We start from the raw sequence: 20732 nt of genomic DNA, 5'->3' as shown, positions 1-20732 counted from the left end.
GGTTTCCCGCGCTGTGCGGGTCCGGGGTCCGTCGCAGGACGGACGAATGCAGAAACCAACCACACGATGAGGTGAAGACATGGTCGCGAAGATCTACCAGACCAGCGCAAGTGCCGACCTGCTGGGCTACCTGAACGACTGGGCAGAGGATGATCCCCTGTCCGATCACGGCACCTTCAGCCCGGCGACGTCCCCCTACGAACAATGGGCCGGTGGCGGCGAAGTGGCGGGGGATTATTCGGTGCTGCTCGAGGGCGCTTTCACCTATCAGCAGCCGGCCGGCTTCTCAGGCACGGCCCAAACGCTGACCTTCGGGGTCGACCTGTCCGGCGATCCATCGAGCGGATTCTCGATCGGCACCGAGCAGCTCGAGATCGATCTCGGCGGTTCCTCGGCGGCGGCGCTCAACTACGCCATCTACGGCCTGATGGGAACCGGCGGCACCGTCAATCTGAGCTATCTCTACAGCTACTTCGCCTCCACCGGCACCGAGCAGTACGGCACGTCGGGGAACGACAAGCAGTACAGCTTCGCCGGCAACGACACCTTCACCGGCGATGCCGGCAACGATACCTTCGTGTTCGACGACGGCTGGGGCGATGACGCGATCACCGATTTCGGCGACACCAGCGGCGACATGGATGTGCTCGACTTCTCCGCTGTGTCGTTCATCACCGATGTCGACGACCTCGTCTACACTTACAGCAACTATTACGATACGACCGGGGTTCTCACCATCAGCGACGGCACCAACACGCTGACGCTGGCCGGCTACGTCGGCTCCGACATCCTGGAACTCCAGTCGAACGGTCAGTTGCTGGCGTGAGCGACGGTGCCGGCGAAGGGCAAATCCCGGACACCGCCGCAGCCTGTCGCTGCGGCGGTGTTGGAGCGGCCCGGCCGATGCCGGCGAAAGCGGCCCGGGCCTGCGCCCGGCCGCACGGCGACCGTGTCCGTCGATTCCAGGTTCTGGGCCGGCTAGAGCATTTTCCGCGCAAGTGGATACCGGTTGTGCGAAAGAAAATGCGACAAACCAGAAACGTAGAGCGTCCGATCTGATGCAGTCAGATCGGATCACGCTCTTGCGGGCGATCCGCCCCGTCCTCACTCGCGCGCCACCACCGCCGCCAGCATGTCGGCGGTGCGCGTCCATTTGTCGGGCAGGCCCAGCGCCAGCGCCTGCACCACCACCTCGGCCGGGCCGTCGCCGGCCGCGCCGGCCAGCCGTTCGGCCAGCGCCGCGCGATAGGCCTCGCGCCGCGCCGGCACGCCCGCCACCGCCACGGCCAGCGCCGCGCCGAGCTCGGCCGCGCTCTCGCGCCAGCAGGCGGCGGGCAGCACGCCCCAGCGCACCTGGTCGTGGACATGGATCAATGCTGCCGCCAGCGCCACGGTGCGCGGGTCGCGGTCGATCACGTCGCGATTGTCGCGCAGCATGGCCGCGACATCGGCCGGCAGATGCGCGGCCACCGCCTCGGCGAGCCGCTCGACATCGAAGCCGTAGCGCTCGATGAGCCGGCTCACCGCGCATTGGCGCGCCGGTACCAGCAGGTTCTGCCGCGCCACCGCCTCGCGGATCGCCGCCATCGCCGCTTTGCCGATCAGTTCGCCCAGCGCGCAATGATGGCCGGCGCCGGTCAGCGGCTTCGTGCCCTCGGCGGGTGCGGCCACCGCGATCTGGTCGGTGCCGGTGCCGGTGGCGATCGACGGCGACTGGCGCGAGGGCACCGACAGCTCCTGCAGCACCGCGGCCTTGGCCTCGGTCGCGGTCATCACCGCCCGCACCAGCGCGCCCGCGGTCATCGGCGTGTTGACGAGCACGATGAGATTGATGGTGCCGGGGGTGGCGGGCCCGATGTCGCCGCGCAATTCGAAGCGCCCGTCATATTCGTAATAGGAGGCCGGATCGCCGGCCCGCGCCGCCCCGCCCTCGACGCCGGCGGTGGCGAGCGCCACCACCGCCAGATCGCGATAGGTCTCCTCGGCCACCGCCAGCGTGTTGATGTTGGCGGCGGTGGCGAGGCCGGCGGCCGCCCCCTCCAGGCCGTGGCCGGCGACGAGCCCGGCGACGTAGCGCTGCGGCTGGCGGTAGGCCTCGTGCAGCGCCGGGATGATGTGGCCCACCGGCTCGCAGCTCTGGTGGTTGAACACCATGTCGAGATGGTCGGCGAAGCCGCCATTGGCGTGGCAGGTGGAGAGCACGCAAAACGGCTTGAGGAAGCGCACGCTGGCGAGCTTGTCGTCGCGGTGCAGCTCCGCCGCCCCGAAGAATCTGGCGATCAGCATGGCGTCACATTCGGCCGCCGCGCCGGCCAGGACAAGGGCCAGGACAAGGACAAGGGCCTCGGCGCCCGCGCCGGCCGGCCGGTCAGCGCCCGCGCAGGCGGCGGATGACGCCGCCGACCGATGTCTCCACCCCGCTCTTGACCACCGCGCCGACCACCGCATGGCCGATCGCCGAGCCCAGCGCGGTGACGATCCCGGCCGGCGGCGCCACCGCCACGCCCGGCTCGGCGGCGATCAGCCCGGCATCGGCGATGGCGGCGAGCACCGCCGCGCCGGACACCGCCTTGGGGTCGTAAGTGACGATGATGCTCTGCGCGCGCAGCCGGATTTCCACCTGCGCCGTCGGCACGGCGGCGACGGCGGCGCGGAACTGCGCGGCGACGGCGGGGTCGGTGCGCAGCGCCGGCACCTTGAAGCGGCAGCGTCCGGGCAGGCGGTGGACGAGATAGGTCATCGCCGTGCCCGCCCGGCGCCGGTCGAGGCCAGCGCCCGGAGCAGGATGGCGATGGTGGTGCCGTTGTGCAGCGTGGCGGTGGCGACCGGCGACAGCCGCCCCAGCGCCGCCCCCGCCATGATCGCCGAATTGATCGCCACCGAGGCGGCGAAGTTGGAGCGGATCAACGCCATGGTCTCGGTAGCGAGGCCGCGCAGCATCGGGATGGCGTCGAGCGAATCCTCCAAGAGCACGATATCGGCGGTGGCGCGGGCAATGTCGGCGGCGCGCGGCATGGCGATGCCGACATGGGCGGCCATCAGCGCCGGCCCGTCATTGACGCCGTCGCCGACGAAGGCGACGGTGCGCCCCTGTGCCTTCAGCGCCTCGACCACCTTGGCCTTGTCCTCCGGCTTCTGGTCGTGGAACACGAGGTCGAGCCCGAGTGCGTCGCCGATCTGGCGCGCCTTGGCCTCGTGGTCGCCGGTGATCATCGCCACGGTTGTCACGCCCAGCGCCCGCAGCCGCCGCAGCACCGCGGGCGTCTCGGCGCGCAGCCGGTCGCGCAAGCCGATCACCCCGATCAGCGCGCCGTCGGCGGAGACGAACAGCAGCGACTTGCCCTCGTGCGCGAGGCGGTCGATCAGCGCCTCGACGCCCTCGAAGCCGATGCCCTCGTGCTCTTCGAGATAGTGGCGCGAGCCGATGCGGATGGAGCGGCCGCACACGGTGGAGCCGATGCCGTGGCCGACCAGGAAGCTCACCTCCTCGTGGCCGATGTGGGCGAGGTGGCGCCGCTTGGCGAGATCGACCACCGCGCCGGCGACCGGATGGGAGGTGTGCTCGGCGAGCGAGGCCACCAGCGCCAGGAGCTCCACCTCGTCGAGCGTGGCCCCGGCCGGGCGGTGGATGTCGGTCACCTCCAGCGTGTTGTGGGTCAGCGTGCCGGTCTTGTCGAACACTACGGTGTCGACGCCGGCCACCGCCTCCAGCGACCGGCCGCTCTTGATCAGGCAGCCTTCCTTGGCGGCGCGGAACATCGCCGCCTTGATGGCGATCGGCGTGCCGAACTTCACCGCGCAGGAATAGTCGACCAGGAACACCGATTCGAGCCGCCGCCAGTCGCGGGTGAGCGCGAACACCCCGGCGCCCGAGGCCAGCGTGATCAGCACCCGGCGGTTGGCCATCTTCTGGCTCTCCGACTGGATGCCGGAGGGATCGGCCAGCCCTTGCTGGATGTAGCGCGAGATGCGGGCGGTGGTGGTGGCCTCGCCCACCCGCTCGGCGGCGATGACGAGGCGGCCCTCCTCGACCACCGAGCCCGACAGCACGGAATCGCCGGCCTCGCGCGGCACCGGCAGGCTCTCGCCGGTCACCGCCGAGGCGTTGACCCAGGCCGCGCCCGCCGCGACCACGCCGTCGACCGGCACCCGTCCGCCGGTGCCCACCACCACGCGGGCGCCCTCCACCACCTCGTCGTAAGCGAGTTCGATCACCTCGCCGGAGGGGGTCTCGATGGTCACGGTGTTGGGCCGCGCCTGCAGCAGGTCGCGCAGCAGATGGTCGGAGCGGCGGGCGGTGGAGGCCTCGATATAGCCGCCGAGATCGAGCAGGAAGCGGGTGAAGTTGGCGGTGAGGTATTCGCGGCGCAGCGTCGGCAGCGTGATGGCGGCGGCGTCCAGCACCTCGACCGTCAGCCCGTCCCGCGCCGCCGCCTTGATGCCGCGCAGCACCACGCCCGCGACATTGAGCACGGTGAGCGCGCTCCGGAGCGGCGCCGGCAGCACGGCGGTCAGGGCCAGCACGGCGCCGGACATCACCACCTGCGCGAGGTCGGGGCCGTCGCCGTCCGCCGGCGGCACGGCGTCGGCGGCGATCGGCTCGTCGAGCGCCTTGAGGACGGCGCGCCGCGTGTCGGGCGTGCCGTCGAAGGCGACGACCAGCGAGGCGCAGGCCGCATTCAGCCGCACCTCGCTGACGCCGCGCACCACGCCGATGCGTGCGGCGCTGCGGGCCCAGAGCTCGGCTGAGCTGCGGTCGAGCCGCAGGCGCAGCCGGCCGCCGGTCCGGCTCCTGGTTTCGTGAGCTATGACGGTCATCGGCTCATGGCCGGGCGCACGGCCCGGCGCTCATTTGGCGGGGTCGTCCTCGCCGGCGGCGAGCTCGGCCTCGGCGTCGCGGAAGCGCTCCTTCATCTCCTCGACGCCGCCCTGCAGCGTCGACCACACCTTCACCGCCGCGCCGATCAGGTTCTTCTGCACGCTGTCATTGGTGAGCAGGAAGGTCAGGCCGGCGCCGATCAGCAGGCCCTTGATCAGCGCGTCGTTGTGGACGCCGAGGCCGGAGGTGAAGAGCGAGGACTCGTCGTCCTTGTCGGCCGCACGGGGCGGCGGCGCCCCCCAGGCCGGACCCCACCAGCCCGGCGCCGGACCGCCCGGCGCCCACGGGGCGTGGCCGTGATGGTATCCCCAGCCCGGTCCCCATCCTGGTCCCGATCCTGGCCCCCAACCCGGCGGGCAGCCTGGCCAATAGCCGGCACGGCGGGCTTCGGCCGCGTCGTCGTGCGGGCCGGAGGGCTCGCCCGGGGCGAAGCCGGCCGGTCCATAGGGCCCATAAGCACTGGGCCCGAAGGGGCCGGGCCCATAAGCATGAGGTCCGTAGGCGCCGGGTCCGTAGGGTCCGGGCCCGTAAGGGCCGGGACCATAGGGTGCGCCGCCCCACGCCGGCTGCTGCGGGGTCTTGTCATCGGTCTTGTCACTCATGGGTCAACGTCCGGTCAAAGGGCGGGGGCGGCCGGCGCATCCTCGGCCGGTGCGGCGAGCGCGCCGGCATCGGCACCGGCATCGGCAGGTTTCGGCGTGCCCGGCGTCGCCTTCGGGCTCATCGCCCAGGTGGCGACGGCGGCGCCGGCCAGGAAGACGGCAAGACGGGCGACGCCATGGCCGCCGATGGCGGCGGCGGCCGCGCCGCCCACCGCCGAGGCGAGGCCGCCGGTTGCGGCGGCGTCGAGCGTGCGGGCGACCGCCTGCTGCGAGGACGCCTCGCCCCGGCGCACGGCGGATACCTGCTGGCCGGCGACGATGCCGCCGCTGACCGCGGCGCCGACCGCCCCGAAGCGCAGCGCGGCGTCGATCACCTCGCCGGGAAGATGCTTGAAGCGGGACATCAGGGCTCTCCTTGTTTGCCGGGCGCGCCGCGCCGGCCGGCGATGGCGGCGAGGGTGAGCACGGCGGCGGCGCCGAGCGCCGCGCCGGTCCAGAACTTGCGGCTCGCCAGCGTCCGGCGGTCGAGCAGGCCGGCCGCCCCGCCCCGGAAGCGCCGGGGGGCGTGGTCGTCCATCAGCTCGTCGACGATGTGGCCGGCGCGACGGACGCCGCGGGCGAGGCCTTCGAACAGATCATCCTGCGACATGGCGGGCTCCCGAAGCTGTGCCGGCCGCGGGCCGCTCGATCCCGGCCAGTTGGTCGAACTCGGCGTCGCCGGCGGCGATCAGCCGGCCCCACAGATCGGGGGCGATCAGGCCGGGGGCGTAGTCGATCACCACCGACAGCGCCGCCGGATTGACCCGCACGCCGCGGATGGCCGGGGTGGCGGCGGCGTGGTCGGCCAGCCGCCGGGCGAGGCCGGGCGCGAGCAGGTCGAGCCCCGAGGGCGAAAGCCGCAGGCGGATGCGCCCGCGCACATGGTGGGCGATATCGAGATGCCGGCGCAGCGGCTTCAGCGACGCGGCAAGCGCGGCAAAGCCGTCAAGAGCGGCCCCCTCGGAGCCTTGCGCGCAACCCATGCCCGGTCCCTTCGCCGAAGCCGACGCCGGACGCCCGCCGGCACAAAGGGCGGCGGAACCGGAGGACCGGATCGGATTGTCGGATGGTTGCGTGGACCGGGTGGCGGAGCGCCGAAGCGCATAGCTGCCTGCACGCGACGCGAAGGATGGGACCGTCCGCGTTCCGTCACATTGATTCAGATCAAACGCACAAGCTCAAGAGTTCCCATCCGGTTTCCGGACGATCCCGTCGGGATCCCGGAAGCCGGATCAGTCGAACCCGCCGAGCCGCAGCACCAGCGCCCCGGCCAGCAGGCACGAGGCCAGCCCCGCCGCGCGCATGGCGAACACGGTGTAGGCGTCGCGCAGCACGGTTGTCACCGCCCAGCGGGCGTGGGGTTCGGGCGGACGGCGCTCCTGGGGCAGCAGCAGCCACATCTCGGTCTTGCGGTAATTGGCGCTGGAAATGTTCCAGGCCTTGGCGAGCAGGATCATGCTCATCGCCAGCGACATCGCGCCGCCGGCCTGCAGCGCCAGACGCGGCAGGTAGCTGAACCCGACCATCACGCAGAAGATCGCCAGCAGGCCGAATGCGGCTCCCTTGGCCACGGTGAAGAAGGCAAGCTTGCGCAGTTCGTCCATGGGGAACCTCGCTCGGGCCGAACCGTTGCGTGAGCGTGAATCGATTGCGCGGCGCACGCAAGGCGCGATCCAGCGGCGCGCGCAATCGTGATCTGCGGCCTGTCCTTGCACGTGCCGCGTCGTCCCGGGCGAGCGGCGAAGCCGTGAGACCCGGGATCGTCATCCGAAAAGGCACCCTTCCTGCGGACGGTCCCGGCTCGGCGCTGCGCGCCGTCCGGGACGACGAGAAACGGAGAAGGGTCCCGGGTTGCGCAGCTTCGCTGCTTGCCCGGGACGACGCGATCCCCGAAGGCGCTCTTTCGCCTCACAGCCCGATGGTCAGGAACCGTCCCATCGCCGGCAGCGTCAGCAGCGCCGTGCCGGCCATCCAGATCAAGAGCGACACCTCGTCGGAGTCGGCCTGCCCCCGCACCCGCTCGTAGATCGCGGCCGGGATGCCGGCGGCGATGATGGTGGCGGTGGCGGTGATCAGCGAGGCGAACATGAAGGTGAGCGGGCCCGAGCCGAACAGGATGGCCGGCGACAGCAGCAGCACGTGGAAGAACACGAAGGACAGGACGCCGGTGTTGAACAGGCCGTTGATGGTGCCGAAGAAGGCGATGGCGACGAAATAGGCGTTGCGCGGCATCGAGCCCTCCTCAGGCGGCCGGTGTCGGGGCCGGCAGCAGGCCGGAGGTGGCGAGCGCGAAATAGAGCGCGACGCGGGCGAGAAACAGCCACACCAGCGCGAACAGCCACACCAGGATCGGCGGGGCCGCGCGCGGCGTCACCATCCCCACCAGCGTCACCACCGGGCCGGTGACGCGGCAGAAGAAGCGCCAGATGTAGTTTCTCGAGTCGGCATCCACCACGAGGCCGAGCAGAACCCGTCCGAGCAGCGTGTAGAACAGCGCCGCCAGGAGGAAGTTCGGCAGATGAAAGTACCAGTGGGCGAAGATCGTCCCGGTTGCCAAAGTCGCCTCCCTGCGGCGCCGTCCCGGACTGGCGCGGCCCTGCGAGTTTTTTCGATGGACCCCTCCGGATCAAGCCGGAGATTCGTATGACGCCAACGGCCCCGAACGCTGATGCGTGGGGCCGCCGACACTCGCGGATCTTCTTTTCGGAAATCAAGGATTTCAAGAAAAGCCGCGACCGGAACCAGCGGTCGGCGATCGCCGCCGTTGGCATGACGCCACGCCCGGAGCATCCGGCACCGCGCCCTCAAAAAAAGAGCGGGGTTCCGAGGAACCCCGCCAGTCTTCTGCAACATCTTTGCACTCGGGTGTTAATCGGGTGCTTTTTATTCGGTCGCCGGAGCCGCGGCTCAGGTCGTCTTTGGTTCAAGTCGTCCTCGGCTCAGGTCGTCTTCGACTCAGGTCGTCTTCTCCTGGAAGAGCGCCTTGCCGCGCGGCTTGCGGATCTCGTCGATGAACGAGCGCATCTCGGCCGTCGGACCGGGCGTCATCAGCGACACCGCCCAGATGATCAGGAAGCCGAGCGGCAGGCTGAACAGCGCGGCCGAGATGTTCTTCACACCCCACCAGTTGGCGATGGATTGAGCCAGGGTGTCGTAGGCCTTCCACGCCGCGGCGTTGTCGGGCGCCGCGAGCCAGGCCGCCTTGAGCTCGGCATACTTCGCCGCCTGCGCCGGGGTGGCCGACGACAGGAAGCTCCACATCTCGTAGAACGAGCCGGCGAAGTAGCGCGTGCCGACGAGATAATAGAGGCACAGGCCGAAGCCGACGATCATGCCGAGGAGCGCGCCGGCCGTGGAGGTCCGCTTCCACCAGATGCCCATCACCAGCGCCGGGAAGATGCCGGCGGCGGCGAGCGAGAACGCCCAGGCCACCATGGCCACGATGTCGGCCGGGCGGAACGAGGCGGTGTAGGCGGCGAGCAGCGCGACGATGATCAGCAGCGTGCGGGCGATGAGCAGCCGGCGGGCGGTCGGTGCGTTCTTGTCGATCATCTTGTAGTAGACGTCGTGGCTCAGCGCGTTGGCGATGGCGAGCAGCAGGCCGTCGGCGGTCGACAGCGCCGCGGCGAGACCGCCGGCCGCGACCAGGCCGGAGACGACGTAGGGCAGGCCGGCGATTTCCGGCGTCGAGATGACGATGGCGTCGGCCTGGATGGCGAAGTCGCCGAACCGCAGGATGCCGGCGTGGCCCGCGATCTTCTGGCACGCCGCCAGCACCGCGGCCGGATCGGCGGCCTGCACGCCGCAGACATTGATCAGGCCGACCTTGCCGTAGGAGTAGATCCACTGCGGCAGCTCGGTGATCGACCGGCCGATGACCTCCTGATAGACCTCCAGCTTGGCGAAGGCGGCATAGGCCGGCGCCGTGAAGTACAGCATGAAGATGAACAGCAGCGACCACGCCACCGACAGCCGCGCCTCGCGCACCGACGGCGTGGTGAAGTAGCGCATCAGCACGTGCGGCAGCGAGGCGGTGCCGATCATCAGGCACAGGATCAGGCCGAAGAAGTTGAGCGGATCGTAGGTGGTGAAGGGCTGGATGTGCGACTTGATCTGGCCGGCCGCGGCGAGCCCCTGCTGCACCATCTCCTGCTCGCGGGCGGTGATCGCCTGCAGCACTTCGCCATAGGTGAACTGCGGCAGCGGCAGGCCGAACTTCTGCGCCGACAGGATCACCACCGGGATCATGTAGGCGATGATCAGCACGATGTACTGGGCGACCTGGGTCCAGGTCACCGCGCGCATGCCGCCGAGCATCGAGCACACCAGGATGCCGGCGAGACCGACATAGACCGCGACGGTGAAGTCCATGTTGAGCAGGCGCGCGCCGATCAGGCCGGTGCCGACGATCTGCGCCACCACGTAGGTGAACGAGCACGACAGCAGCACGATGATGGCGAGGAAGCGGGCGAAATTGCCGCTGTAGCGGAAGGCGAAGAAGTCCGGCACGGTGTAGCAGCCGAACTTGCGCAAGTACGGTCCGACCAGGATCGCCACCAGCACGTAGCCGCCGGTCCAGCCCAGCACGAAGCCGAGGCCGTCATAGCCGAGCAGATAGAGCGTGCCGGCCATGCCGATGAAGGAGGCCGCGCTCATCCAGTCGGCGCCGGTCGCCATGCCGTTGTAGAAGGCCGGCACCCGCCGCCCGGCGACGTAATATTCCGACACCTGCATGGTGCGCGACATGATGCCGATGAAGGCATAGACGCCGATGGTCAGCGCCACGAACAGGTAGCCGATGACGTTGTTGGGAACGCCCACCTGTTCGAGGATCGCCAGCACCACCACGAAGCCGAGGAAGCCGCCGGTGTAGAAGGCGTAGATCTTGCCGAGATTGGCCGTGAAGTCCGAAGTGCCTTGGGTCTGGGTCGCCATGGTGCGGTTCTCTCCCTCACTCGTCTTCGGCGACGCCGCAGTCGCGGTCGATCTTGTCCTGGGCGTAGGCGAACCAGAACAGCATGACCACGAAGGCGATCAGCGAGCCCTGCGCGGCCATGTAGAAGCCGAGCGGAAAGCCGAAGATCACGATCTTGTTCAGGGCCGTGACGAAGAAGTGGATGAAGAACGAAAAGAACGCCCACAGCGCCAGCATGATCCACATCAGGCGGACCGTGCGCGGCCAGTGGGTGGCCTCTTTGGGGTTGGACATTGGCGTGGCTCCTCCTCGATGACTGCGAGCCGCAACGGTGCGGCCAACAAAAAGTCAAACGGGAAGACCGCCGGAACCCGAGCGTTTCCAGCCGACCGTGGCGCTTCCCGAAGCGTCCCGCTTGAGTTTGTTGCAAAGGGGACTTGTTGGCAGCCTATCAGGCTTATGACCCCCTCCCTATGCTACTATTTGCTGAGACTTCATCCGAACCCGCTGAAATCGCTGGCATTTATTGCGCTGCAGCATGCCCGCGCGCAGGCCGGGGCAGGCGCAAATGCCCGTCAATACTGCCTGCGGCGCGGAGGGCGGGCCCCGCGCCCGCGCGCGGAATTCGCATCGCAACCGGCGTGGCCTGCTGTGCTGCCCCCGCCGCCGTGTCCGATTGCCGCGTGCGGCCCAGCCGCGACGGGCGGGCCGCGGACATATGAGCCCGGACCGCCCTCTTGGTGTGGCAATGCTGGGCTGGCATTATGCGGCCGGCGTGGCCGCCGCTCGCGGCGCGATAAGGTTTCCGGGCGATCGAGCCGGAAAACCGTATTCAAATCGCCGAAAATCCTCTTTCGGGGCGAGGATTTTCGGCGAGTGTGTTTCCGGCATCCCGCAGGGATCAACCGGAAACCGTATGACGGGAGATCCGATGGCGCTGTTCGATCTGTTCCGCAAGACTCCGCCCGCCGCCGACCGGGCGGCGCTGGTGGCGTGGCTCGACAGCCGCGCCGCCCACCTCATCCAGAAGGGCATCCACGAATATTCGCGTGCCCGCGCCGGCACCGCTTGGCAGATGATCTACCAGGAGCCGATGTTCATCGAGGCGCTGGATGTGGCGCGCTGGCGCTCGTTCCCGATCGGGCTGCAGTTGGTCGGCGAGATGGTGGAGGGGGCGCTGCGCCCGTTTGCGCCCGTACCCGTGGCGCTGCCGGAGGCGGTGGCGGCGTGCGCGCTGGCGGCGTTCGACCGCCACCCGGTGTTTGCGGCCATCGGCGCGGACGCCTGGGCCGCGATGCGCGGCGAGCTGCACGACAAGCTCGTCGCGGTGGGCCTGCATCCGCCCAAGCCGGTCAAGGACATCGCGGTGCCGGTGGGGCAGCGCATCTTCGACCTGATGCCGATGCACCCGGACATCAAGCAGCAGGATTCGCTGATCGTACGCAATCATCTGCGCACCAGCCTCTTGACGCTGCACGTCGAGTTCGCGAGGGACTTCGACCGCGCGGCGCTGGCGGCCGAGCTGGCGCCGGACGGGGCTTGATACGGTTTCCGGCTGATCAAGCCTTCGAGCCGTATGCCGTTCGCCGAAAAATCCTCATCCGATCAAGGGTTTTACGGCCAGATCGTTTCCGGTATCCCGAAGGGATCAACCGGAAACAGTATGATCCCAACGGCCGCGAACGCGGACCGTTGGTTCCGGTCGCGGATTTTCGCGAAATCTTTGATTTCGGATGAGAAAATCCGCGAGAGTCAACGGCCCCACGCGTCAGCGTTTGGGGCCGTTGGTATGAAGTGCGCGGGGGTGAGAGCGGGTCCGGCTGACCCGGTCAGCCGGAACCCGTATCGCTTGGCGGCATCACTTGGCGACGTCACTTGGCGGCGTCGCTTGGCGACGTCACTTGGCGACGTCACTTGGCGGCAAGGAACGCGCCGACGTCCAGCAGCACGAATTCGTTGTCGTCCTGCACCTGCGGCTTGCGCCCGGCCGAGTAGGGGAAGTTGTTGTCGTTGGCGACGACGATGTGGGTGGCATCGACGCGATCGACATCCTCGATCGTCACGAACGGAAAGCTGAGCGTGCCCGCGTGGCCGCCCTGGCGGGCGAGCCCCTTGGGATCCTGGATCGCCATCAGGTCGATGTAGCCGACCTTGCGCACCGGCTTGCCGACGGTGGCGTCCGACAGCTCGATCTTGTAGACGCGCTTGAAGCGCGCCGGCACGTTGAAGCAGTCCGGCCGCGGCGCGCTCTCCGGGCAGGCTTCGGCCTCGGCGCCCTCGCCATTGTCGCGCTCGATGATCAGGCCCATGGCGGGATCGATCATGTTGAAGTCGCCGATATTGTTGCCGGCAAGCTCCAGCGGGTAGTACCAGAAGCGGCCGGTCCACTTGTTCTCGGCGGTCGAGAATTCGAGGATGCGCAGCACGCTCTTGCCCTCGACGCTCTCCCAGGCGCCGGCAGCGGAGTCCCACAGCGGGCCTTCGAGCAGCGGATAGAGGAACTTGCCGTCTATTGAGGCGGCCATGCCCTCATAGCCGCGCGAGCGGCGCACGCCGAACTCGACCTTGCCGCCCGGCACCGCCGGGGTGAGCACCTGGAAATGGTCGGGCGAGCGGGCGACCTTGCCGTCCACCATCGTGTCGAACACCGCTTCCACCTTGCCGGTCTTGTCGGTGCGGATCAGGTAGGGGCCGAACTCGTCGCCGAACCACAGCGCGTCGCCGATCGGCTGGATCGATTCGATGTCGAAATCGGCGCCGGTGAGATAGCGCGTGGGCGTGCCTTCGAGCGTGATCTGGAACGGCACCTTGCGGTCGGGATCGCGCAGGAAGATCGTCTCGGCGATCTCCACCTTGCCGCTCTTCCAGTCCGGGCGCACGCGATGGGCGACCAGCAGGGCGTCGGCCGAGTCGCGCTTGGCGCCGAAGCCGTTGTCGGTCAGCACCAGGAAGGTGCCGTCGCCCAGGCTCTTGATGCCGGAGAAGCCCTGCACCGGCTGGCCCTTGATCGGCACGGTGAAGCCGGTCTTGCGCGGCGCGGCGGTGGCGGACAGGAACGAGGTGCCCTCGATCGCGCCGACCGCGTCGACGCGGCGGCGGTCGGGCGAGACGAACTTGCCGGAGACCGCGAGATCGGCCGGCGCGTCGGACGGCGGCGCGAAGCTGGCCGCTGCCGGAATGAGGGCGTGGCCGGCGAGGGTGGCCGGGAACTGCTGCTGGGCAGCGGCGGGCGTGGCAAGCGCGCAGGCCGCCACGATGCAGGCCGTCAGACGCATGACGAGTCCTTTCCTATCCTGGAGCATTTTCCGCAGAAGCAGATACCGGTTTTGCGAAAGAAAATGCGACAAACCAAAAACTTAGAGCGTCCGATCTGATGCAGTCAGATCGGATAACGCTCTGGCGATCGGAGGCGCGAGACTTGGCTCCGCGGGATTTGGCCCCGCGAGACTTGGCTCCGCGGGATTTGGCCCCGCGGGATGTCGTGCCGCTGACGGTTCGGCGACATTTCGATGACGGCGCGCCGCGCCGCACGGGGTGCGGCAAATTTTTGGGCATAGTTTCCTGTCAGGAAATCGGCGCTCCAGCCTGAAGGTGGCGTTGTGTCAAGCGCTTATGCGCGGCGTCGGCGGGCGGCGCCACGAAAGGTTGTGCCTGCGCCTGCGGTCGGGCATAGTCTGGGTCTATAGTCCTAGAAGAGGAGCCCGCCGTGTCCGTCGCCCCGACCCCTGCCGATCCGCCGCGCGCGGGCACCGCCTTCGCCGCGCGCCGCACCGAGGCCTCCGCAACGTCCGCCGTCCGCGATCGCCAGGCGGCCTATCTCATCGCCACCTGGCTTGCCGCCTCGCTGCACCGCATCTCGCCCGCCGCCCTGGAGCGCCCGCGCGGCGAACGCGACATCGTGCTCGCCCGCCAGTGCGCGATCTATCTGGTGCATGTGGTGTTCGGCTTCGACCGCGCCGCCACGGCGGCGCTGTTCCATCGCGACCGACGCACCGTCGAGCGCGCCTGCGCCCACATCGAGGATCTGCGCGAGGACGCCGCCACCGATCGCGGCTTCGACGCGCTGGAGCGCCGGGCCTTGGCGCTGGCGGCCTCGCTCGGCCTGGAGGTGCGGCGATGAGCGCGCCCCGCAACGCCGCCACCCGCAATCGTGTTCGCAAGGCCGCCGCCGAAGCGCGGCCCGCGGCGAAGGCCCCATCCCTGGCGCAGCACCGCGCGCTGGTGGCGGACCGGGTGGAGGTCGACGGCCTCACCGCCGAGGTGCTGCGCGATGCCGAGGAAAGCCCGCTGGCCTGGCTCGCCCGCCGCAAGGACAAGGCCGGCCGGGCGTTGATCGCCCCGCACCAGTTCCTGGCCGGCGAACGGTTGCGGGCGGACTTCACCCGCGCCCGGATGACGCCGCGCGTCACCGCCAGCTGGGACGCCTCGGTGGGCGCGAGCCGCCGCGGCGAGAGCCGCGACCCGGCGCTGTTCGCCGAGGCGGTGGTGGCGGCCAAGGCGCGGCTGGAGCGGGCGCTGGAGGCCGCCGGCCCCGAGGTCGCCGGGCTGCTGCTCGACGTGTGCTGCTTCCTCAAGGGGCTGGAGACGGTGGAGCGCGAGCGCGGCTGGCCCGCCCGCACCGCCAAGGTGGTACTGGGGCTGGCGCTCGACCGCCTCGCCCGCCACTACGGCCTCAGCAGCGAGGCCCGCGGCCCGGCACGCGGCCGCATGCGGAGCTGGAGCGCGGAGGCCAATGATACGGTTTCCGGATGATCCCGTCGGGATCCACCTACGGCTCTCCGGCCCGATTGGCCGGAAACCTTATCAATGAGACAGAGACCCGGCGATCAGGCAGGGCCGGAAACCGGCCACACGCTCAAAGGCTCACGGGCGGCTGCTATGGTCCCGGTAGCCGGGCTCTCCTGGGGGGCGCGGTTTTCACGGAAATGAAATGTCGTTCGATCTACCGAAAGCCGTCGCGCAATTCATCGGAGACGCCGCCCTGATCGCCGACGAGATCGGCGAATCGCCCAGCCATGTCCACCATTTCACCCGCGGCAACGACCGCTTCTTTCTCAAGGTGTCTGCGGCCATCTACGCGCCGACCACCTACAGCGTGCGGCGCGAAGCACGCGTGCTCGACTGGCTGAGCGGCCGGTTGGCGGTGCCGGAGGTCGTGCTCGCCGCGTCCAATGGCGATGGCGAATTCATGATCACCCGCGCCGTGCCGGGCGAATCGCTGGCCGCGCGGATCAGCGCAGGACGGCCGGTGGTCGAGCTGTTCCGGGACGCCCTGCACCGCCTGCAGGCGGTGCAGGTGGACGATTGCCCGTTCGATTCGCGGGTCGAGGTTCGCCTCCGCGAGCTGGCCTATCTCCTGGACCACGGCCTCACCGCCGACGATTGCGACCTCGATCAATGGCCGGGCTTCGCCGGGCCGCGGGACCTGCTGGCGCACCTTGAGGCCAGCCGGCCGCGGGAGGACGTGGTGTTCAGCCACGGCGACCTTTGCGACAACAACGTCTTCGTCGATGACCGCGACAATCTTTATTTCATCGACCTTGGCCGCGGCGGCCGCGCCGACCGCTGGGCGGACATCACCCTGGTCCTGCGCAATCTCCGCGACGACATTTCCGACGACGCGGCGGGCGAGTTTTTAGCGGCGATCGGCCAAGCCGACGATGGCGCAAGGCGCACCTTCTTCGAGCAGCTCGACGAGCTGTTCTAGATCGTCCGCCTGACTGCATCAGGGCGGACGCTGCAGGCTTCAGAGTCGTCGCATTTTCTGCCGCAAAACCGGTTCCCACCTTTGCTGAAAATGCTCTGATACGGCTTCCGGCCGATCAGGCCGGAGAGCCGTAGGTGGATCCCGGAGGGATCATCCGGAAACCGTATGAATCGCGAACGCCCCGGGCGCGGACGCCCGGGGCCATCGAAACTCATCCTGAGACGAAGCCGGCGGCGATCCGCCGTTCAGGCGGTTGCCAGCGCGGCGCGGGCGTCGGCGCGGACGCGCTCGACCATCGAGCGCAGGCCGTTGGAGCGCTGCGGCGTCAGGTGCTCGCGCAGGCCGAAGCGGTCGAACAGCTCGATGGCGTCGGTGTCGAGGATCGCCCGCGCCGGCCGGCCGGAATAGAGCGCCACCAGCACGGCGATCAGCCCCTTGACGATATGGGCGTCGCTGTCGCCGGTGAAGGTGAGGATCGGCTCCGGCCCCGGCTCGATGTGCGTCGACAGCCACACCTGGCTGGCGCAGCCCTGCACCTTGTTGGCGTCGGTGCGGGCCTCGGCGGGGAAGGGCGGCATCAGCCGTCCGAGCTCGATGAGATACCGGTAGCGGTCCTCCCAATCGTCGAGCAGCGCGAAATTTTCAGTGATCTCATCAAGGGTCATGATCGACATATAGAGCGTCGCGGATGCCGCGGGAACCGATCTGCCGTTGTGTCGGCGCCAGTGCCGGCGCGAGGGTGCGCTTGTGCCGCGTGCGCAATCACTTGCGCCGCGTGGGCGATCATTCGTGCCGGCGCGGCGGCGCATCCGGGGCGCGCCAGGGCACGCCGCGCTCGCTCGGGGCCAGCGTGTGGGTGGCGGCTTGGGTGTCGGCGGCTTGGGCGTCGGCGGCTTCGCTCGCGCTGCCGGTGGTGGCCGGGTTGGCGTGGCTGTTGCTCTGGTCGCGCAGGAACTCATAGAGCATCTTGGCGGCCGCCTCCGCCTTGTCGGTCAATGCCGAGGCGAAGCGTCCGGCGAACGCGCAGGCGTCCGGCTGGCGGGTGCAGAATCCCCGCGCGTCCTCGATGGCGGCCTGGGCGGCCGACATCGCATCGCCCGCCCCGATCGCCCCGGTGCGCGAGTCCGTGCCGCTGCCGGTCGGGATCAGCGCCAGCACCACCACCAGCAACAATGCCGCTCTGAGCAGGAACCCCATTCAGGAACCCCGATTGTCCGTCCGCGTCGCGCCTCGCCGCCGGGCCGCACGCCGGTCCAGAGGCAAATCTAGCAGGGATTGGTTTCCATTTGCTCTTCTTCGCGCCGCGCAATTCGTTCAAATCAACGGAGCGTTTTCTGCGAACTTGAATCGCATTTGCGCCGCCTGCGCCGGCCGCTGCCCAGCAAATGCCGCGAGGCCACCCGGCCGCGGGCGGCGCCGCGGGGCCGAGTCTTCACCCGTTATTCACCATGAACGCGAAAGCGCCAGCCTCAACGCATCGTTAGGGCTTCCAGAGTCTTTCCGGGCCGTCCGCTTAGGCTTCATTTAAGGGGCGGATGGCACGATGCAACGCGTGAAAGCGCTTCTGCGCGGGGAGTTGCGTGCGTGCCGGTGTTCGAGCCGATCCGGACCTACATTGACGGGCTCGTGCACCCGAGTGTCCGCGCCGATGCCTTGGTGACCGCGCGCCATCGCGCGTTCATCGGCACCCATCTGGCCGCCGGCGTCGCGGCGCTGGCGCTGCTTCCGGTCTATCTCGCGGTGCGCGGCGCGCCCGATGCGGCGGCGGTGGTGGCGCTGGCGTGGCTGGCGAGCCCGCTGGCGCTGGCCTGGTTCCTGTCGGCGAGCGGCCGGTTCGCCACCGCCCACCTCGCCTCGGCCGTGGCCCATGCCGGCCTCGCCCTCACGCTCGCTGCCGTCACCGGCGGCCCCGCCTCGCCGGCGATGGCGTGGCTGGTGGTGATCCCGCTGCAGGCGTCGCTGTCGGGGCGGCGGCGGGTGATGATCGGTGCCGGCGCGATCGCGCTTGCCGCGCTGCTCGGCATGTTCGCGGCCGACGCCTTTGGTCTCGTGCCGCCCGCTGCGGCTGCGCTGCCGCCGGGCGCGATCATGCTGGCCGTGGTGCTGGCGGCGGTCGTCTACGGCACCATGCTGGCGCTCGGCTCCGGCGCGCTGCTGGCCTCGGTGGAGCGGCTGCAGCTCCTCCAGGATGCCCGCTACCGCCTGCTCGCCGAGCACATGACCGACCTCGTCACCCGCCACGCGCCGAACGGCGCCGTCACCTTCGTGTCGCCGGCCGCCGAATCGCTGCTCGGCGTCGCGCCGTCCGAGCTTGCCGCCGACGGCCTGTTCGCCCGCGTCCACGTCGCCGACCGGCCGGCCTATCTCTCCGCGCTGAGCCGCGCCACCGCCGAGGGCGAGCCGGGCGCGGTCGAGTTCCGCCTGCGGCGCGGCAGCGCCCGGGACGGCGCCGAGGCCGGCCATGTGTGGGTGGAGATGCGCTGCCGGCCGCTCGAGGACGGCGTGCCGCACGGCACCCGCCGGCAGGTGGTGGCGGTGACCCGCGACATCTCCGAGCGCAAGCGGCAGGAGAAGACGCTCGATCTCGCCCGCTGCGAGGCCGAGCGTGCCAACCGCGCCAAGACGCGCTTCCTCGCCACCATGACCCACGAGCTGCGCACGCCGCTCAACGCCATCATCGGCTTCGCCGAGATCCTGATCAATGAGCGCCGCATGCCGCTCGACGCGCAAAAGCGCGGCGACTATGCCCGGCTGATCCACGAATCGGGGCACCACCTGCTCGGCGTGGTCAACGGCATCCTCGACGTTTCGCGCATCGAATCGGGCAATTTCGACGTGCTGGCCGAGCCGTTCGCGCTCAAGCCGGTGGTCGATGGCTGCTGCGAGATGATGGCGCTGAAGGCGCAGGCCGCCGGGCTGTCGCTGGTGGCCGACGTCGATGACCGCCTGCCCGAGATCGTCGCCGACCGCCGCGCGCTCAAGCAGATCCTGATCAATCTCATCTCCAATGCGGTGAAGTTCACCAAGCCCGGCGGCACGGTGACGGTGCGCGCGGCCATCGAGGGCGGCGACGTGTGCCTGGCGGTCGCCGACACCGGCATCGGCATCGACGCCGCCGACCTGCCGCGCCTCGGCGCGCCGTTCTTCCAGTGCGGCTCGGCCTATGACCGGCCCTTCGAGGGCAGCGGGCTCGGCCTGTCGGTGGTCAAGGGTCTCGTCGAACTTCATGGCGGCCGCCTCGAAATCGCCAGCCGGCTGGGCGAGGGTACGCTGGTCACCGTCCGGCTGCCGCGCGACGGCGAGTCGGCGGGCCACCCGGCCCGGGCGGCGGCCGTGGTCACCGCGCTGCCGCGCCGCGCGCACCAGGATGATGCCGTGGCCGGCGACGAGACCAGGGAGATTCGCAAGCGTGCGTAGCGAAATGGTCGAGGAAGGCTGGGGCGCTCCGGACGAGGAGCGCACGCAGCGCGGCGTGCTGCGCCGGGTGAGCGAGGCGCTCGGGCTGCGCCCGGCCGATGCCGTGGGGCTCATGGTGATCGCCGTCGCCTCCGGCGCGGTCGCCGTCAACGCCCTGATGATGCAGAGCGGGCCGCATCCGGCGCCGATCGTCGCCGCCGTGCCCAAGGCGGAGGCGTCGAAGGGCGCGGCAGGCGCCGAATCGAAGGGTCTGGAGTCGAAGCTGCTCGACCCCAAGGCGCTGGTGCACAAGGCGGCCGTGGGCGAGGCGACCGGCGCCCTGGCGCCGCTGCCGGTGGCCCGGCCGGCGGCGCTGAATGCCACCGCGGCGGTGGCGCCGCAGGCGGCGACGCCCGCCGCCCGCCCGCGCCAGCAGATCATCGCCGACCTGCAGCGCGAGCTGCAGCGCCACGGCCTCTATGACGGCACGCCCGACGGCGTGCTCGGCCCCAAGACCGAGGCGGCGATCCGCGACATCGAGCTGGCGCTGGGCTGGCGCGAATCCGGCGAGCCGACCGAGGCGCTGCTGGCGGCGCTGAAGCGCGCCGACACCAAGCCGCCGCCGCCCCGGCCGCCGCTGCCGGTGGTCGACACCCGCACCGTCGCCGTCCAGCGGGCGCTGGCCCGCCTCGGCTACGGGCCGGTGCGGCCGGACGGGCGCCCTGGCGGCGAGACCCGCGCCGCTGTCCAGCGCTTCGAGCGCGACCGCAACCTGCCGGTCACCGGCGAGATCAGCGACCGGCTGGTGCGCGAGCTGGCGTCGGTGAGCGGCATGCCGATCGAATGAGCCGCCTCAAGAGCGCGATCTGGGTTTCGGCCTATCTGCGGCGCTGTCAGGTCGAGGGCGCCTATGCCGTGGTGCGCCGGCGCGGCGCGGAGGAGGCGGGCACCGTGTTCGTCGAGGTCGACCGGCTCGACGGCCGCGTGGCGCTCTTTGGCCCGGCGCCGCAGAGCGCGTTCAGCGAGGCCGCGCCCGACCGCGCCTTCACGCCGCTGCATGCGGGCGAGACCATCACCGCCGCCGAGGCGGACGCGATCCTGGCGCGCGAGATGCGCTTCGATTCCGACCTGTGGATCGTGACGGTGGAGGACCGCGCCGGCCGCCACTTCCTGGAGCCGCTGGTGCCGCGCTGA

23 protein-coding genes are annotated in these 20732 nt (G+C 70.0%); 8 read left to right on the top strand and 15 right to left on the bottom strand.

The window, feature by feature from the left end:
- Nucleotides 1-79: 79 nt before the first annotated feature.
- Entirely contained in the window at nucleotides 80-826 is a 747-nt protein-coding gene (locus F1193_RS03240) for a calcium-binding protein (protein ID WP_150096235.1), read from the top strand.
- A gap of 278 nt (nucleotides 827-1104) precedes the next feature.
- Here F1193_RS03240 and F1193_RS03235 read toward each other — a convergent pair whose 3' ends face one another.
- From F1193_RS03235 to F1193_RS03180, 12 genes are all read right to left on the bottom strand, one after another.
- Nucleotides 1105-2286: an adenosylcobinamide amidohydrolase gene (locus tag F1193_RS03235; protein WP_170263304.1), complete on the bottom strand. Its 1182-nt coding sequence runs from the start codon at nucleotides 2284-2286 to the stop codon at nucleotides 1105-1107.
- An 82-nt stretch (nucleotides 2287-2368) separates the two neighbouring features.
- Nucleotides 2369-2740: a hypothetical protein gene (locus tag F1193_RS03230; RefSeq protein WP_150096233.1), complete on the bottom strand. Its 372-nt coding sequence runs from the start codon at nucleotides 2738-2740 to the stop codon at nucleotides 2369-2371.
- Nucleotides 2737-4818: a heavy metal translocating P-type ATPase gene (locus tag F1193_RS03225; RefSeq protein WP_150096232.1), complete on the bottom strand. Its 2082-nt coding sequence runs from the start codon at nucleotides 4816-4818 to the stop codon at nucleotides 2737-2739. Before F1193_RS03225 ends, F1193_RS03230 begins: the two co-directional genes overlap by 4 nt.
- A gap of 30 nt (nucleotides 4819-4848) precedes the next feature.
- Nucleotides 4849-5481: a hypothetical protein gene (locus F1193_RS03220; protein ID WP_150096231.1), complete on the bottom strand. Its 633-nt coding sequence runs from the start codon at nucleotides 5479-5481 to the stop codon at nucleotides 4849-4851.
- 14 nt (nucleotides 5482-5495) lie between these two features.
- A complete protein-coding gene (locus F1193_RS03215; protein WP_150096230.1) occupies nucleotides 5496-5885 on the bottom strand; it encodes a magnetosome protein MamC family protein in 390 nt (129 codons plus the stop codon).
- The gene (locus tag F1193_RS03210) at nucleotides 5885-6130 is read right to left on the bottom strand and encodes a hypothetical protein (RefSeq protein WP_150096229.1); all 246 of its coding nucleotides are present in this window, start codon (nucleotides 6128-6130) and stop codon (nucleotides 5885-5887) included. The genes F1193_RS03215 and F1193_RS03210 overlap by 1 nt, the downstream gene beginning before the upstream one ends.
- Nucleotides 6117-6503, bottom strand: coding sequence for a hypothetical protein (locus F1193_RS03205; protein WP_150096228.1), 387 nt, complete (start codon nucleotides 6501-6503; stop codon nucleotides 6117-6119). Before F1193_RS03205 ends, F1193_RS03210 begins: the two co-directional genes overlap by 14 nt.
- A gap of 249 nt (nucleotides 6504-6752) precedes the next feature.
- Complete coding sequence (locus F1193_RS03200; RefSeq protein WP_150096227.1) at nucleotides 6753-7124, bottom strand: hypothetical protein; 372 nt, start codon at nucleotides 7122-7124, stop codon at nucleotides 6753-6755.
- Between the two features lie 304 nt (nucleotides 7125-7428).
- Nucleotides 7429-7752, bottom strand: a complete 324-nt coding sequence (locus F1193_RS03195) for a hypothetical protein (protein ID WP_150096226.1) — start codon at nucleotides 7750-7752, stop codon at nucleotides 7429-7431.
- Between the two features lie 10 nt (nucleotides 7753-7762).
- Nucleotides 7763-8077: a YggT family protein gene (locus F1193_RS03190; protein ID WP_150096225.1), complete on the bottom strand. Its 315-nt coding sequence runs from the start codon at nucleotides 8075-8077 to the stop codon at nucleotides 7763-7765.
- Nucleotides 8078-8475: 398 nt separating this feature from the next.
- Complete coding sequence (locus tag F1193_RS03185; RefSeq protein WP_150096224.1) at nucleotides 8476-10455, bottom strand: sodium:solute symporter family protein; 1980 nt, start codon at nucleotides 10453-10455, stop codon at nucleotides 8476-8478.
- A gap of 16 nt (nucleotides 10456-10471) precedes the next feature.
- Nucleotides 10472-10729, bottom strand: coding sequence for a DUF4212 domain-containing protein (locus F1193_RS03180; RefSeq protein WP_126401232.1), 258 nt, complete (start codon nucleotides 10727-10729; stop codon nucleotides 10472-10474).
- Between the two features lie 637 nt (nucleotides 10730-11366).
- Between F1193_RS03180 and F1193_RS03175 the strand changes: the two genes are divergently transcribed.
- Entirely contained in the window at nucleotides 11367-11978 is a 612-nt protein-coding gene (locus F1193_RS03175; protein WP_150096223.1) for a hypothetical protein, read from the top strand.
- A gap of 367 nt (nucleotides 11979-12345) precedes the next feature.
- Here F1193_RS03175 and F1193_RS03170 read toward each other — a convergent pair whose 3' ends face one another.
- Nucleotides 12346-13710 (bottom strand): esterase-like activity of phytase family protein, encoded by a 1365-nt coding sequence (locus tag F1193_RS03170; RefSeq protein WP_150096222.1) that lies wholly within the window; start codon nucleotides 13708-13710, stop codon nucleotides 12346-12348.
- 431 nt (nucleotides 13711-14141) lie between these two features.
- Here F1193_RS03170 and F1193_RS03165 point away from each other — a divergent pair, with 431 nt between their 5' ends.
- From F1193_RS03165 to F1193_RS03155, 3 genes are all read left to right on the top strand, one after another.
- Nucleotides 14142-14555, top strand: a complete 414-nt coding sequence (locus F1193_RS03165; protein WP_170263301.1) for a hypothetical protein — start codon at nucleotides 14142-14144, stop codon at nucleotides 14553-14555.
- On the top strand, nucleotides 14552-15187 hold the full coding sequence (locus F1193_RS03160) for a DUF6456 domain-containing protein (protein WP_246164092.1): 636 nt from the start codon (nucleotides 14552-14554) through the stop codon (nucleotides 15185-15187). Before F1193_RS03165 ends, F1193_RS03160 begins: the two co-directional genes overlap by 4 nt.
- Nucleotides 15188-15365: 178 nt before the next feature.
- Nucleotides 15366-16142: an APH(3') family aminoglycoside O-phosphotransferase gene (locus F1193_RS03155; protein WP_150096220.1), complete on the top strand. Its 777-nt coding sequence runs from the start codon at nucleotides 15366-15368 to the stop codon at nucleotides 16140-16142.
- Nucleotides 16143-16387: 245 nt separating this feature from the next.
- Here F1193_RS03155 and F1193_RS03150 read toward each other — a convergent pair whose 3' ends face one another.
- A complete protein-coding gene (locus tag F1193_RS03150; RefSeq protein ID WP_150096355.1) occupies nucleotides 16388-16807 on the bottom strand; it encodes a SufE family protein in 420 nt (139 codons plus the stop codon).
- Nucleotides 16808-16925: 118 nt separating this feature from the next.
- Nucleotides 16926-17339 carry a DUF5330 domain-containing protein gene (locus F1193_RS03145; protein WP_150096219.1) on the bottom strand — a complete coding sequence of 138 codons (414 nt, stop codon included), beginning with the start codon at nucleotides 17337-17339 and terminating at the stop codon, nucleotides 16926-16928.
- A 387-nt stretch (nucleotides 17340-17726) separates the two neighbouring features.
- Between F1193_RS03145 and F1193_RS03140 the strand changes: the two genes are divergently transcribed.
- Genes F1193_RS03140 through F1193_RS03130 form a run of 3 tightly spaced genes read left to right on the top strand, consistent with a single transcriptional unit; the run spans nucleotide 17727 to nucleotide 20732 of the window.
- On the top strand, nucleotides 17727-19559 hold the full coding sequence (locus F1193_RS03140; protein WP_150096218.1) for a PAS domain-containing sensor histidine kinase: 1833 nt from the start codon (nucleotides 17727-17729) through the stop codon (nucleotides 19557-19559).
- On the top strand, nucleotides 19552-20385 hold the full coding sequence (locus tag F1193_RS17390; RefSeq protein WP_246164090.1) for a peptidoglycan-binding domain-containing protein: 834 nt from the start codon (nucleotides 19552-19554) through the stop codon (nucleotides 20383-20385). The genes F1193_RS03140 and F1193_RS17390 overlap by 8 nt, the downstream gene beginning before the upstream one ends.
- Nucleotides 20382-20732, top strand: a complete 351-nt coding sequence (locus F1193_RS03130) for a DUF1491 family protein (RefSeq protein WP_150096216.1) — start codon at nucleotides 20382-20384, stop codon at nucleotides 20730-20732. The genes F1193_RS17390 and F1193_RS03130 overlap by 4 nt, the downstream gene beginning before the upstream one ends.

It is taken from the genome of Blastochloris sulfoviridis (assembly GCF_008630065.1).
Taxonomy (GTDB): domain Bacteria; phylum Pseudomonadota; class Alphaproteobacteria; order Rhizobiales; family Xanthobacteraceae; genus Blastochloris; species Blastochloris sulfoviridis.
The sequence above is the reverse complement of the archived record's forward strand: the minus strand, read 5'-3'. Positions and strand labels throughout refer to the sequence as shown.

What these genes read in the sequence shown, in the direction of transcription:
- F1193_RS03185 (WP_150096224.1), bottom strand. Translation starts at nt 10,455, where the DNA reads ATGGCGACCCAGACCCAAGGCACTTCGGACTTCACGGCCAATCTCGGC.
- F1193_RS03175 (WP_150096223.1), top strand. Translation starts at nt 11,367, where the DNA reads ATGGCGCTGTTCGATCTGTTCCGCAAGACTCCGCCCGCCGCCGACCGG.
- F1193_RS03180 (WP_126401232.1), bottom strand. Translation starts at nt 10,729, where the DNA reads ATGTCCAACCCCAAAGAGGCCACCCACTGGCCGCGCACGGTCCGCCTG.
- F1193_RS03205 (WP_150096228.1), bottom strand. Translation starts at nt 6,503, where the DNA reads ATGGGTTGCGCGCAAGGCTCCGAGGGGGCCGCTCTTGACGGCTTTGCC.
- F1193_RS03195 (WP_150096226.1), bottom strand. Translation starts at nt 7,752, where the DNA reads ATGCCGCGCAACGCCTATTTCGTCGCCATCGCCTTCTTCGGCACCATC.
- F1193_RS03225 (WP_150096232.1), bottom strand. Translation starts at nt 4,818, where the DNA reads ATGACCGTCATAGCTCACGAAACCAGGAGCCGGACCGGCGGCCGGCTG.
- F1193_RS03220 (WP_150096231.1), bottom strand. Translation starts at nt 5,481, where the DNA reads ATGAGTGACAAGACCGATGACAAGACCCCGCAGCAGCCGGCGTGGGGC.
- F1193_RS03215 (WP_150096230.1), bottom strand. Translation starts at nt 5,885, where the DNA reads ATGTCCCGCTTCAAGCATCTTCCCGGCGAGGTGATCGACGCCGCGCTG.
- F1193_RS03240 (WP_150096235.1), top strand. Translation starts at nt 80, where the DNA reads ATGGTCGCGAAGATCTACCAGACCAGCGCAAGTGCCGACCTGCTGGGC.
- F1193_RS03170 (WP_150096222.1), bottom strand. Translation starts at nt 13,710, where the DNA reads ATGCGTCTGACGGCCTGCATCGTGGCGGCCTGCGCGCTTGCCACGCCC.
- F1193_RS03150 (WP_150096355.1), bottom strand. Translation starts at nt 16,807, where the DNA reads ATGACCCTTGATGAGATCACTGAAAATTTCGCGCTGCTCGACGATTGG.
- F1193_RS03235 (WP_170263304.1), bottom strand. Translation starts at nt 2,286, where the DNA reads ATGCTGATCGCCAGATTCTTCGGGGCGGCGGAGCTGCACCGCGACGAC.
- F1193_RS03145 (WP_150096219.1), bottom strand. Translation starts at nt 17,339, where the DNA reads ATGGGGTTCCTGCTCAGAGCGGCATTGTTGCTGGTGGTGGTGCTGGCG.
- F1193_RS03230 (WP_150096233.1), bottom strand. Translation starts at nt 2,740, where the DNA reads ATGACCTATCTCGTCCACCGCCTGCCCGGACGCTGCCGCTTCAAGGTG.
- F1193_RS03200 (WP_150096227.1), bottom strand. Translation starts at nt 7,124, where the DNA reads ATGGACGAACTGCGCAAGCTTGCCTTCTTCACCGTGGCCAAGGGAGCC.
- F1193_RS03210 (WP_150096229.1), bottom strand. Translation starts at nt 6,130, where the DNA reads ATGTCGCAGGATGATCTGTTCGAAGGCCTCGCCCGCGGCGTCCGTCGC.
- F1193_RS03130 (WP_150096216.1), top strand. Translation starts at nt 20,382, where the DNA reads ATGAGCCGCCTCAAGAGCGCGATCTGGGTTTCGGCCTATCTGCGGCGC.
- F1193_RS03160 (WP_246164092.1), top strand. Translation starts at nt 14,552, where the DNA reads ATGAGCGCGCCCCGCAACGCCGCCACCCGCAATCGTGTTCGCAAGGCC.
- F1193_RS03155 (WP_150096220.1), top strand. Translation starts at nt 15,366, where the DNA reads ATGTCGTTCGATCTACCGAAAGCCGTCGCGCAATTCATCGGAGACGCC.